We start from the raw sequence: 12,949 nt of genomic DNA, 5'->3' as shown, positions 1-12,949 counted from the left end.
CCGATGGCGGTGCAGGTGGCGGTCAGTGATCGGTAGTCCTCGCGGTGCTGCTGGACCATCCGGACGGCCCGGGTCTTGAACTCGGGGTCGTAGGACTTTTTCATGCTGGTGATCCTTCCTTATCGGAAGGCGGCAAGAAACCCGTGACGGTTCACAGCGGAAAAAGAAGCTAGCGCGGCCGAAGTAGGAATTTCTACACTCGGCCCAGAGTGCTTCGTCAGCGACCCAGGGTTTCACAAGGACTTACAAGAAGCTGAAGCGACCATCGACGAAGTTTCGTCCCTCACCTCAGATAGTTTTCTCGTCGCCCTTTCCTTCGATGGGGCGAAGGATGACTCCGCCAAATTGGGACGATCGATTGCCACTCTTCAAAAGTTGCACAGTGATTCAGAGGCCCAATCCGAGTTTAAGAAGAACGTATACGGAGAAAACTTCAGGAACTACTCGACGACCATATTCAAGAAGCAGAGAAACTCAAGCGCCAGTTGGACAAGTCAATAGACTCCGAGGAGAAACGCCAGCAGGAAGAAGCTGAAGCTATGGCTCGTGAGGATGAACGACGCGAGCAGGAATGCATCGAAGCGGAAGAGCGCGCCCAACGGTCCGCTGCTGAAGCTGCGAGTCAGTCCAACAGTTCTGGCGCGTACACGCACCAGTCGCAGCCAAACCCGGCCCCGCAGCCAGCACCTGCTCCCCGACCTGCACCGGCCCCTGCGGTTGATACTTATACGTGATGCCGCGCCTATGGCGGGAATTATGCAATGACCAGTATCGATGGCAAAGGGCGCCCCTTTGCAAAAATTGACTGTACGACGAAATTGCAGATCGGGTATGCCGCACCGCTACCAAAATATTTGGTAGCGGTGCGGCCTGAACGGGTTTTATCAAATCCCTAAGGTGTCCCGAGTTTCCGCAGGTTACATCGCCGGGGACAGTCCTGGGCTCGACTGGTCAGAAACGCGGTAAAGCTTCTCATTGACGAACTCGCCAACGCCCCAGCGCTCCAGCTCGCGGCCATAACCGGAGCGCCCCACGCCACCGAATGGCAGGCCGGCGGCGGTTACCGATGCTTCGTTGACAAAGGCCATGCCCACATCCAACTGGCGGGCGACCTCGCGCCCCTTCTCCAAGTCGGTGGTCCACACGGAACCGGAGAGGCCGTAGTCGGAGTCGTTAGCGATTTCGATGGCCTCCTCAACATCCTTGGCCTTATACACAATGGCCACAGGCCCGAAGATCTCATTGCAGCCAACGTCGGAAGTACGGTCCACATCGGTCAACAATGCAGGTTCCATGTAGGCACCATCGCGGTCGACCTTCTTGCCACCGACGACAACCTTCGCCTCCCCCTCGGCTGCAGCCTTTTCCAGACGCTCAACAATTTCGTCCCGCGCGTCAATCGACGACAGTGGGCCAACATCGGCGTTCTCGTCGTCGTAAGGTCCAACCTTCATCTCACCGATGCGCTTGGTCAGGAACTCCACGGTCTTGTCGTAGAAGTCCTCCAACACAATCAGACGCTTCGGAGCGTTGCAGGCCTGGCCAGTGTTGTACATGCGGATCAGGACGAACTGTTCCAGAACCCATTCCAGGTTGGTGTCGTCGATAAGCACGAACGGATCGTTACCGCCGAGCTCAAGCAGGCTCTTCTTGTAATTCTCGCCGGCAGTCTTGGCGACGGCGGCGCCAGCGGACTCCGAACCGGTCAACGAAACACCGGTGATGCGTGGATCCGCAACGAATGGATCCATCTGGGAGCCGGAAGCGTACACGTTGATAAAGGCGCCCTTCGGCAGGCCTGCTTCCTCAAGCAGGTCCTGGCAGGCCTGGGAGGACAGCGGGCAAATCGACGCGGGCTTCAGCACCAGCGTGTTACCCAAAAGCAGGTTCGGTGCTGCCCAGCGTGCTACCTGGTAGTAAGGGAAATTCCAAGGCATGATGCCCAGGATGGGGCCTAGCGGTTCCTTAGCCACGAAGGTGCGCTGCGCGCCCTGGGCTGGAAGTTCGGTATCGGCGAGTACCTCGTGGGCGTGCTCTGCGTACCAGCGATAAATGGCGATGACGATGTCTAGCTCGCCTTCAGCCCAGCGGGTGAGCTTGCCCATTTCGCGGCCGATGTGCTGCGCCAGCTCGGTCTTGTTTTCTTCGTACAGGTCGGCGGTCTTGGCCAGAACGGCCGCGCGCTCCTCGATGGAAGTCTTGCGCCACTGCTTAAAGGCCTCGGTGGACTGGTCGAGGATGGCGTCGCGGTCGGCATCGTCGATCCGGTTGAATTGTTCTTCTGTCTTACCGTTGTTGGGGTTCTCAATATTGAAAGTGGTCATAGACCCCTGTATACGCTAATTCATAAAACATTTCTGTTAGGTTTCTCACCGGGTGGAGCCGTCGACCGCCTTCACGCTCGATTCGGATCCACTTAGGTTCAGCTTCTCGCCTGATCTGATTGCGCGTGCGATCTTCCTCATATATTTAGGGCATCGCGAACGCTTGTTCTCAATTACCGGCCCCGATGTCCGGCAGTCACTCTAGAGTAAGAGGCAACAAGATTGAAGGAGTTTCGCAATGCCCAGGAAACCCAAAGCCAGGCACATGGACTGGCGCGACACGTACGCTAGCCAGAGCCGGCAAAGCAGATCAAAGAGCCCAGGCGCACGACGAGACGGATTGCACTCATGACTCGGGCTCAATCACTCGCCGATGTTTTCACGCTGTCGCGACTGGCAAAAGAGTCCCCCGCATGGACTCTCTTGCGTGCGAATAACGCGCCGGCGATCCTCACCATTCTTAGCGCTACATTCAAGGGCGAAAACAAGCCTATCGCTGGCAATGATTTCATCTCTGCTGTCGAGCCACTTCTTGCGGACATTCGCGAACAAACTGATGAGGAGCTTCCCAAAGCTGCCACCGCGTACGTCAACGACTGGGTTAAGGCCGGCTACCCCTAGTGCGTCGCAGCCCGAAGGATCTACACGACGAAACCTATGAGCTCTCCCCCGACGCTCACACCGCTCTTGATTACGCTATGCAGCTGGCTAATCCCCAGCATACGGTGACGAAGTCTCGGCTGGGAACGCTGATGTCCTCTCTGCATACGCTCGCTGCCGAAACGGATCCGGATGAAACAACGGCAATCGCACGCCTAGAAGCACAGCGCGACAGCATCCAGAGGCAAATCGACCAAATCCAGGATCACGGTGTCACCGTGATCGCCAACGCCGAAGCAGTAGAAAAAGCCCGAGAAATCTTAAACCTCATTAGCGACCTTCCCGCAGATTTTGCCCGCGTGCAGGCAGAGGTAGAAAAGGTCAATCTGGAGCTGCGCCAATCAATCGTGGAGGACGACCGCACCGCCGCCGACGTATTGGATAACGTTTTTCGTGGTGTCGACATGATCGGGCAATCGGAGGCAGGCAAAGCGTTTGGAGGATTCTACGATCTCTTCCTCGACCCAGAGTTATCCCACCGGTTCGATGCCACGCTGGAGTCTGTAATGTCGCGAGATTTCGTCGATAAGCTTGAGCCCGACGAACGCCTCCAACTCCAACTATTGATGAACACCCTGGACGCTTCATCTGCACAGGTACACGATTCAATGACCAGTTTGTCCCGTTCGCTGCGACGCTTTGTCCAATCGCGCGAAGCGGAATCCCAGCAAGCCCTGACCAAAGCAATCAATGAGGCGACCGCGGAGGCGTTGAAAGTAGCGCGCAGCGGAATCAACCCAGGACACCAAGTGTGCCTAGAGCTAGAACTTAGCACCCACCAAGCCAAATCAGTGTCCAGCTGGACGCTATGGGACCCGCAGGACTATCGCATCGAAGAAGGCGTTGAGGTTGCCGAAGCGGGGGAAGTAGACCTAGAGGAACTGCGCCGCCACATCCGTGAATCAGAAATTGACTGGCAAGAACTCACCGGTGCGGTAAACGCCTCAGTGCAACGCCGTGGTGTAGCCACTATCGGCGATGTGTTGCAGGACCATCCCGCAACACAAGGAGTGGCCAGCGTAGTAGGTGTGATCACACTAGTAGAAAAGCACGGACGCCGGAGCGAAGGTACTGAGTACTTGCAGTGGGATTCCCGCAGTGGCCAACACTGGCAAGCCCGCTACCCTGTCCACGTCTTTGACCACGCCATCGAAGGACACCACTATGAATGACCATGACTCCGACCCCACGACTCTTTACGACGGCGACACCGGCACGCTCACTTCCGGCCAACGTCGCGCGCTCGCCGAACTAATCCGTGGCCCATACGTATCCACCCTCACGTCCCCCGAAATCTTCGCCACCGTCTCCACTTCCCGGGAAGTCCTAGCCCAACAGCTGGACAACCTTTTCCTCACCTTGGTGATCGATGACAACGCTGGCGTGGCTTACACCAAAACATGGGAAGCAGAGCATCCCGACAAACGCGCGATGCTGCGAACAATGTCGCTTTACTTCGTCGATACGATTGTACTTTTGCACCTGCGCAAGGCACTCATCCACACAAATCCCAACGAACGCACCATCGTCGACGAAAACGAGGTGTTCGAGGCAACGCTGCCCTACCAAGTGGCCGAGGGAACAGACCACACGAAGCAGCGCAAGAAATTCGATGCGGCGTGGAACAAGTTCAAAAACAACTCCATCGTGGTGAAAACGAACACCGCGGGCCGCTTCGAAGTCTCACCAGTACTGCGCATTTTGTTTTCCGCGGAGGAGATCGCCGCAGTGACCGCAAGCTACCAAAGCCTCCTGGAGGAAGAAGCATGATCGCCACCATCGAAGGGCAGTTCCGTCTCGCCCGCATCCAGGTCTACAACTGGGGCACGTTTAATAACCTGCACACGGTGCATGTCGCCCGCGAAGGCTACCTGATTACGGGGGCATCTGGTTCCGGCAAGTCCACACTGATCGACGCAGTGTCCACCATTCTTGTCCCGCCTATCAAGCGCAAGTTCAACGCTGCAGCATCCGACACGGCAAAGTCCTCTGGCCGCGACCTGATCACGTACTGCCGCGGCGCGTGGCGGCGGGAGCACTCCCTCGAAGTAGACGAGCTCACCCGCTCCTACCTTCGCACCGGTGCAACGTGGTCGGGTGTCAACCTCACCTACTCCGACGGCCTAGGCACCGAGGTCAGTGCTGTGTACATCATGTACTTGAACGCCAACGCACACGCTGCTGCCGATGTTAAAAATTTGTTCATCGCACTGCCTCGCCAAGTAGAGCTCACGGAATTCGAAGAAATCGCCGTCAATGAGGCCGACATTTCTTTAGCCAAACGTGGGCATCAAGACGCTTTCGCGATCAACCGGAGCCACGCCCCTTTCATCGCAGCCCTGCGCAAACAACTAGGCATTCCGGACGACGGGGCGCTGGCCTTGTTACATCGCACACAATCAGCGAAAACTCTCGGTGATCTTAACCACCTCATGCGCTCCTTCATGCTGCCGGAGCCAGAAACGTTCGAGATCGCCGAAACCGCTGCGACCACGTTCACTGAGCTGCAAACCGCCCACTCCACGGTGCTGACGGCGCGTGACCAGATCGCCCACCTCACACCTATGAGAGACTCCATCAACCGCGCAAACGAATTGATCGAGCAGCAAACTCATGCCAAGGAGGAGGCTGCTGGGTTACTCCGTTTCATGGCTGATAAGCGTGTCAGCTTTGCGTCGGAGGACGTAGAGCGGTTCGCCTCAGAGAAGGAGGCTAAAAAGGCTGAGAGGTCACAGGTGAAATCGGAGCTCGACGCACTCAACGCTGAGAAAGACACGGTCAACGCCCAGATCCATGGCGTCGGTGACGCCGGAGTCCAAGCTGCCCGGAACCAGTGCGACAAGGCGCGCAATGAACTAGAGCACGTGCAAAAGCAGGCTGGCGCATACGCGGGACTACTAAACCAGCTGGGCGACGGCACACCAGTTCCGACGAACAGCGAAGAATTTTCCCTCATCGCAGAATCACTACGCAACGAAGTGGAGGACGCGCGTAGTGAGATTGCGGAAAAGGAATCCCGCCGCGGAACTATCTACGCGCAGATTGACTCCACTGAGAAGGCGATCCGTGATTCCCGCGAAGAGCTGCAGATCATTAAGAAATATCGCTCCTCAATGGACGCCCGCCTGCTGCGCGCTCGCCAGAAGATTGTGGATATCACCGGTATCCCCCTGAAGGAACTGCCCTTTGTCGCTGACGAAATCTACATGCACGATGACCATCTCAGGTGGCAACCCGCCGCTGAACGACTTCTCGGTGGCTTCGCCCGGACATTGATCGTGCCCGACGAGCACTATCGCAAGGTCAGCCAAGCCGTGGATACGACTCATCTCAATGCGAAGCTGGAGTATGTCCGTGTCACCGCCGCCATGGAAAACGACACTCCGCGCCCTTTCGCAAAGGATTCTCTGAGTACAAAGCTGGTCGTCCGCCAAGGCCGCTACCACAATTGGTTGCAAACTCAACTCTCCGACAGATTCGATCACGCATGTGCTGAGACTCTCGATGAGTTCCGCGCTGCACCTAAAGCAGTCACCTTGGAAGGACAGACTAAGAACAAGACCCGCCAGATCAAGGACGACCGGCACTCCATCAACGACCGTTCCCGATGGGTACTGTCCGGAAATGTCGACGATAAAATTGATGAGCTCACCACGCTGATCACAAAGAAGAACTCAGAGTTAGAGGTGCTCGTCGACAAGCGTGAGCGTTTCGAAGCCAACCTCTCGCATCTGCAGGGCCGCGTAACAACGTGCAAACGCCTTCTAGAAACAGAGGACTTTTCGCTTATCGACGTCGCTTCAGCCCTTTCAAACCTCGGAACTGCCGAGGTTATGCTCGATCGTCTCATCGACGACAACGAGCAGCTCGCCGAGCTACAGAAGCGACTGGAAGTGGCCACGGCCCGCATCACTGAGAAGTCGAACGAGCACACTGACTTGACCTTGAAGATCGGCGGGCTAGAAACCAAGCTAGAAGACGCCCAGTCCGCCCGCTCCGAGGCGCAGCAAGTGTTAGAGAACACGGAACCGCTTACCGACGACGTCTCGGCGCGCCTAGCAACTCGTGTGGATACACGCACCCGCCGTATCCAACGCTCCACCATCGATGAGCTCCAACGCACACTACAGCAAGAGCTCAGTGACCAGATCACCAGATTGACCACCAAAATCGGTGGGCTAGATAACTCAGTACGCACCTCCATGGAAAAATACGTGGACCAATGGCCGCAGCGCCGAGGCGACCTCCACCCCGACCTGCAATGGCGCGGGGACTTCCTGGCCGAACTCGATCGCCTCGAAGATGATGATCTCCCCCGATTCGAAGCCGACTTCCGCAGACTTCTCCGCGAACAAACCGATCGGCATCTTGGCAGGCTACGACGCCTCCTCTCCGAGGCCACCGCAAAGACGCGAACCTCCATCGTGCCCATCAACGAATCCCTGGCTGAAGTAAGTTTCTACGGCCCCAACTATCTTCGGATCGAAGTCAAAGAGGCCCAACCCGCCGTCGCCCGCGACTTCATTGCCAAGCTCAACGACGCACTCGCAGGCTCGCTTCACGACGATGACCAGGCCACCAGCGAAGCCCGATTTTCCAAGCTCAAAGCCGTTATCGATGACATCACCATCAGCGACAACACCACCCCACGCGAGCGCGACCTCCGATTAGATACCCGAAAACACGTGAAATTCCTTGGGGTAGAGATCACTCCAGACGACACACGAGGCGCAGTGTACGACTCCGCTGAAGGTCTGTCGGGAGGACAAGCCCAAAAGCTCTCCTCCTTCTGCTTGGCGGCCGCTCTTCGATACCGGCTCACCGGCATGGGAGCCACCGTCGCGCAAGCGAAACGGGCAACGGTGGTTCGTGACGGGGTGACCTACCCGAAGTTTGGCACCGTGATCCTCGACGAAGCATTTGACCGGGCTGATGCCGAATTCACCCGCGCCGCTATGGAAGCCTTCCACCGATTCGGCTTCCATATGATCCTGGCCACCCCGCTGAAACTTCTACAAACCGTCGAAGACTATATCGGTGGCATCCTCATGGTCGCCTGCCCCGACCGCAAACACTCCCGCATCGCCGAACTTTCATTTGAAGAGGCTAAAGGTGAAACACCCAGATGATGTGCGCAAGCGCGCCCTAACTTTCTACAGCCGGAATCATCGCACCTGGCTAAGTGGTGAGTTCACCCCTCTGTCCATTAGTTTGCAGCCGCCCACAGCAGCCGAGGTTGCTGCCGACAACGGGGCTAGTGTGCGTTTATGGTTAGCGGCTTGGGAAGCCCACTGGCTCACCCCAAAGACTGCGACCAAGCGCCTCGATGTTTACGGCACCCACACTATTCCCGCATCGGTGGTCCTCGATTCTCCAGAGACGGCCGCACGCCTAGCAGGAATGTTGCCAGAGTGGGAAAGGATCAATACCCTCCTCGACCGATTCGTTACTGCGCTCGGCGCATCCTCACGGCCAGCCCTGATAGCCCGCCTAGCAACTTGGAAAGAGTTCGACGACACCACCGCCGCCCAGTTCATCGACACGGTGACATGGATCAACAACCACGACACATCCATGCACTACATCCGAGAACTCCCCATCAAAGGAATCGACAGCAAATGGTTAGAAAAGCGCCGCTCCTTAATTGAAGCGCTAACCGGACCGCTGGAATTCAAGTCCCCTCCAGCACTCGTCGATATGCGAAGCTTAGACCCTTCCCTGTCCCTCTTTGGGCTTCTTCGCGTGGTCTGCGAGCTAGAGGACGCGCGCGCAACGGACCTGCCAGGATCACGCGTAATCATCGTTGAGAACTTCCAAAGCTATCTGGCCCTGCCTGACATGCCGCACACCGTCGCTGTGTACGGCCAAGGCCTCAACGCAATCTCACTGACCAACAACGCTGTGAACCTTGTGACTAAGGACGTGCTGTACTGGGGCGACCTCGATTCCAATGGGTTTTATATCCTCGACCGCGTTAGGCGCAATCTCCCCCACACGCGTTCAGTCCTCATGGATATCGAAACCTGCCGCAGCCACGCCGACTTCGGGGTCGAAGAAACAACATCCAAAAGGTTTGATCCAGAAACGCTCACTCCTGATGAACTCGCGCCCCTCGAATTCCTACACTCGAACGCGGACAATACATGGCTGCGCATTGAGCAAGAACGTATTGGATTCGATTGGGTAGAAGAGAAATTGCGGAAGGTCTGATTCTCCCGGATGCGCGGCTTGGTATCCGGTTGGTACTTGTACAACGCAACAGGACAAGATTTAAGGGCAGCATCAGAGGCGTTGGGGCATCGTCGGCAAGCGACATGTTGCTATGCAAAAGGTCGTTTAACTTCCCGTGTCGATAAAGTTGACGAGCAGGACTACCGGAAAGCCGGGGCCAACTCTCCACATCCGACAGTGGCCTAAACCTGCGCATCAATCCCAATTACCCTGGCAAATGTCTTCCCGCAGCTAAACTACTGAGAGTTAATTCTAGGAGTTGTGGAATATGGTAAATCCCCTCGGCGAAGAGACAACGCTTGAAACCTCATCGCTGCGTTTAGAAGGTATCAAATATGATGTCTCGGAGCTTGAATCCATCGCAATTATTCTTCGTGACGAAGAGACGCTACGCGGCCTGTATCGCCTAACGTTTGCCGATTCTTTTCTCTACGCTGGACAGTCGAAAAATGTGGTGACTAGGTTCGCTCAGCACCGACGCCGTTGGGATGACATTGTGGCATTTGAATTCTTTCCGCTCCCTGTAGGCGACCTGTCCGCAGCAGAAAAATTACTGATCGGTGTTACGGAGAGAACCAATAGTTTGCGCAATATCAAAGACACCAGACGACCTCTTGGAACGGATGAAATCCAGATATCAGTGGAAGAGCACCTGTCCATAGCCTTGCCTTGGGAACGCAGCAAGCGAGTGCGCCCGCAGCAGGGTATTAATAGTGCCTCAACCCTTAAGTTTGCCGAACTCTCGAATTATGACATCTACCCATTACTGCGTCAGGTTGTGGGCTGGTATTTGTATAATGCTGTTCCTGATGTGATAAATACTCAGCGGCATTTGTGGACAATCACGTGCTTACCGTCCACAAACAAGACCGCTAATTCTTTCCGCCTACTCTCCCTCAACGTGGGCAACCTAGAGACGCTAGTAGCAGTTGCCAACAAGGAAGAAAATGGAGCTTTTTCCTACACGCTGTTCATAAATGGTGAGCGCACCGAGGATATCTTCGAGGAAGAAGACCTTCACTTGCAGTGGGTCTACTCGTATGAAAAATATAACCTGACCCCGGTGACCAGGTTAGTGGTAACTCTCCCAGCAATAGTCGATGCCATCTACCACGTAAAGCCAATCCCCCAGCTCGAGGAGATGCTTGAAGCCGCATACAGGCTGAATGTCAAGCTGATGCGTTCAGGAAACACAATGTTCAAACGTTTTCATAGTGAGCTCCTCGCTTCCGACTCAATTGCAGCTGCGCTGACCTGGCAGGGCGAGGATTGGCACGCTCTGGAGACATAGAGAGGCCAAGAGAAAACTTGTACATTAGAATATTCCGACCGGATGAGACTGAATAAATCGAACCAATTCAAATGCTGGAAGACATTAGATATTGCAGGGGCAGCCACTACCCCTTTGACGAAATCAAGAAAACTAGGCTGATGCGAGTTTTTGGTTCACCAAAGCATTAAGCAAGATGCCTTCAGCCTTAGCTTCAATAGCGAGCCGCCGATGCAGCGAGGGAGAAGTGCGCACATTAAGTTTGTCAGAGTAGTTACGGCTTCCCTCTTGGGACAGGAATAGTTTCTCCGGAGGCTTCCATATCCTCAGTAGCCTCTGCGACGAGGTCAATTAGCCCCTGCTCTGCTTCCTGTCGGTCTGCATCCAACCATGACAACGAAGGGAATTCAGCAACGGTTGACACGTACTCTTGGTCCTCTTCCGACCACGAGGTCTGATAAGTGTACTTTTTCATATCCATACTCAGCTTCCTTCCTTGTTCAACAGAGCCGCCAGCGGGCAACCCATCGTCGTAAAGCGATCTACTTGTGCGCGACTGTGTGGCCGGCCTCGCGCTCGTTGGAGGTGGTGGTCATGGAGGCCAGCACCTCGCTGATGCGGATGTCGCCGACGGGGGCTTGCTCGGGGTCGTCGAAAAGCGAATCGCCAAGAATGTTGTGCACGTACTCCAAATCCTTGTCGCCGCGGCCAGACAGGTTGACCAGCAGGTTGAGCTCCTGGCCCTCGGTCTCCGCAACCTCGGCAAGCTTCAGGGCGTAGGCCAGAGCGTGGGAGGATTCCAGCGCCGGGATGATGCCCTCATAGCGGGAGAGTAGGCGGAAGGCCTGCAAAGCGTCCTCGTCGGTCACGGCTACGTACTCGGCGCGGCCGATCTCACGCAGGTAGGAGTGCTCGGGGCCCACGCCTGGGTAATCCAAACCGGCGGACACGGAGAAAGACTCTGGCAGGACCTCGCCGTCCTGGCCGGTCACAACATAGGATCGTGAACCGTGCAGCAGGCCGATCTTGCCGTGGTTCAGGGCGGCACCGTGCTTGTCGGTGTCCAGGCCCTCGCCCGCGGGCTCCACGCCGATGAGCTTGACATCGGCGTTGCCCGGCTCATCCTTCAGGTACTCGGCGAACGCGCCGATCGCGTTAGAGCCGCCGCCCACTGCGGCAATCACGGCGTCGGGGAGGCGGCCGGTGTCCTCCAGCATCTGCTGGCGGGACTCGCGCGAGATCACAGCCTGAAACTCTTTCACCAGCGTGGGGAAAGGGTGGGGGCCGCACGCGGAGCCCAGAACATAGTGGGTGGTTGAGAGGTTCTCCACCCAATCATTCAGCGCGATGTCGATGGCGTTGGACATGGAGCCGCCGGCCTCATTGGTCACGGGCACCACAGTCGCACCCATCAGGCGCATGCGGCGCACGTTCGGCTGCTGGCGGGCCACGTCCTGGGCGCCCATGTAGATCACGCACTCCATGTCCATCAGCGCCGCGACCATCGCCGTGGCGGTACCGTGCTGGCCGGCGCCGGTCTCCGCGATCAGACGGTTCTTGCCCAGGCGCTTTGCCAACAGCGCCTGGGCCAGCACCTGGTTTCCCTTGTGGGCGCCGCCGTGGGCGAGGTCCTCACGCTTCAGGAAAATTCGCGAGGACCCCACGCGCGGCAGGTTCTCGCACTCATAGGTCGGGGTGGGCCGGCCCAGGAACTTTGACTGCAGGCGGGCAAGTTCGTCCAGGAAGGCTTGGTCTTCGCGCGCTTCGACGAAGGCCTTCTCCAACTCATCCAGCACCGGGAACAGGGGCTCTGGCACGTACTGGCCCCCGAAATCTCCGAAGTAGGCGGGCAACAAGGTGTCGCGGTGCTGGATCTCGATGGTGTTTGGATGCTGGTCAGTCATGGGGTGCCTTTCAGTGCGCGCTAAGTGAATGAATAAATACTAGCCCTTCGCGTGGCCATCCGGGCCCGAAGTCCGCCACATTATGGACTAGTCTGAGGGAATGACCCACCCCGAGAATGAGAAACAGACCCCTCCGTTAAATTTGCGGCTGACGGCCCTCGTCGCACTGCTCGTCGTTGGTGCTTGCTCGGTGGCGATGTGGGCTGGCGAACGCGCCGTTTCGACGATCACCAGTATCCTGCTGCTCATCGCCCTGGGGCTGCTGATCTGGTTGGTGTGGATGCCTATCTCTAAGGGCTTCCTGCCCGCAGCGCTGGTGATGACAGGCGCGCTGGTGCTGTGGGCCGTCGGGGGCAATAGTGCGGCGGCCGACATCAGCGGGAACATGCTGATCGGCTTCGGCCTGATCATCCTTACCCAGCGGCTGTTGGAAGCGGCGGAGCTGATCCCGCCGGCCTACAGGTAGGTCCGCGTGCGGCGATGAAACGAAATCGGCGCCGCCGACGATACTCATACAGGCACACCTGCCCCGATACTGTATAACCACCCCTGCACGACTT

9 protein-coding genes and 1 pseudogene are annotated in these 12,949 nt (G+C 57.0%); 7 read left to right on the top strand and 3 right to left on the bottom strand.

All coding sequences use genetic code 11. The annotated features are described in order from the left end of the window. Positions 1-917: 917 nt before the first annotated feature. Complete coding sequence (locus B097_RS0111200; protein WP_018582620.1) at positions 918-2,324, bottom strand: NAD-dependent succinate-semialdehyde dehydrogenase; 1,407 nt, start codon at positions 2,322-2,324, stop codon at positions 918-920. A 348-nt stretch (positions 2,325-2,672) separates the two neighbouring features. Between B097_RS0111200 and B097_RS13825 the strand changes: the two genes are divergently transcribed. From B097_RS13825 to B097_RS0111175, 6 genes are all read left to right on the top strand, one after another. Beyond that, positions 2,673-2,945 carry a DUF3375 family protein gene (locus tag B097_RS13825; RefSeq protein WP_272913550.1) on the top strand — a complete coding sequence of 91 codons (273 nt, stop codon included), beginning with the start codon at positions 2,673-2,675 and terminating at the stop codon, positions 2,943-2,945. After that, a complete protein-coding gene (locus tag B097_RS12965) occupies positions 2,945-4,156 on the top strand; it encodes a DUF3375 domain-containing protein (RefSeq protein WP_272913549.1) in 1,212 nt (403 codons plus the stop codon). The genes B097_RS13825 and B097_RS12965 overlap by 1 nt, the downstream gene beginning before the upstream one ends. Then, positions 4,149-4,754, top strand: a complete 606-nt coding sequence (locus B097_RS0111190; protein WP_018582619.1) for a DUF4194 domain-containing protein — start codon at positions 4,149-4,151, stop codon at positions 4,752-4,754. The genes B097_RS12965 and B097_RS0111190 overlap by 8 nt, the downstream gene beginning before the upstream one ends. Next, entirely contained in the window at positions 4,751-8,113 is a 3,363-nt protein-coding gene (locus tag B097_RS0111185) for an ATP-binding protein (RefSeq protein WP_018582618.1), read from the top strand. Before B097_RS0111190 ends, B097_RS0111185 begins: the two co-directional genes overlap by 4 nt. Continuing rightward, on the top strand, positions 8,097-9,194 hold the full coding sequence (locus tag B097_RS0111180) for a Wadjet anti-phage system protein JetD domain-containing protein (protein ID WP_018582617.1): 1,098 nt from the start codon (positions 8,097-8,099) through the stop codon (positions 9,192-9,194). Before B097_RS0111185 ends, B097_RS0111180 begins: the two co-directional genes overlap by 17 nt. Before the next feature lie 289 nt (positions 9,195-9,483). Beyond that, entirely contained in the window at positions 9,484-10,506 is a 1,023-nt protein-coding gene (locus B097_RS0111175; protein ID WP_018582616.1) for a GIY-YIG nuclease family protein, read from the top strand. Positions 10,507-10,638: 132 nt separating this feature from the next. On the opposite strand, the pseudogene B097_RS13380 reads toward B097_RS0111175, so the two are convergent. Both B097_RS13380 and trpB read right to left on the bottom strand, forming a co-directional pair. Continuing rightward, positions 10,639-10,966, bottom strand: a pseudogene (locus B097_RS13380) (type II toxin-antitoxin system HicB family antitoxin). Between the two features lie 61 nt (positions 10,967-11,027). Then, the gene (gene trpB, locus B097_RS0111165) at positions 11,028-12,389 is read right to left on the bottom strand and encodes a tryptophan synthase subunit beta (protein ID WP_018582614.1); all 1,362 of its coding nucleotides are present in this window, start codon (positions 12,387-12,389) and stop codon (positions 11,028-11,030) included. Between the two features lie 100 nt (positions 12,390-12,489). Between trpB and B097_RS0111160 the strand changes: the two genes are divergently transcribed. Then, positions 12,490-12,855 carry a hypothetical protein gene (locus B097_RS0111160; protein ID WP_018582613.1) on the top strand — a complete coding sequence of 122 codons (366 nt, stop codon included), beginning with the start codon at positions 12,490-12,492 and terminating at the stop codon, positions 12,853-12,855. Positions 12,856-12,949 lie beyond the last annotated feature (94 nt).

This window comes from Corynebacterium pilosum DSM 20521 = CIP 103422 (assembly GCF_000373805.1).
In the GTDB taxonomy this organism is placed as follows: domain Bacteria; phylum Actinomycetota; class Actinomycetes; order Mycobacteriales; family Mycobacteriaceae; genus Corynebacterium; species Corynebacterium pilosum.
The sequence above is the reverse complement of the archived record's forward strand: the minus strand, read 5'-3'. Positions and strand labels throughout refer to the sequence as shown.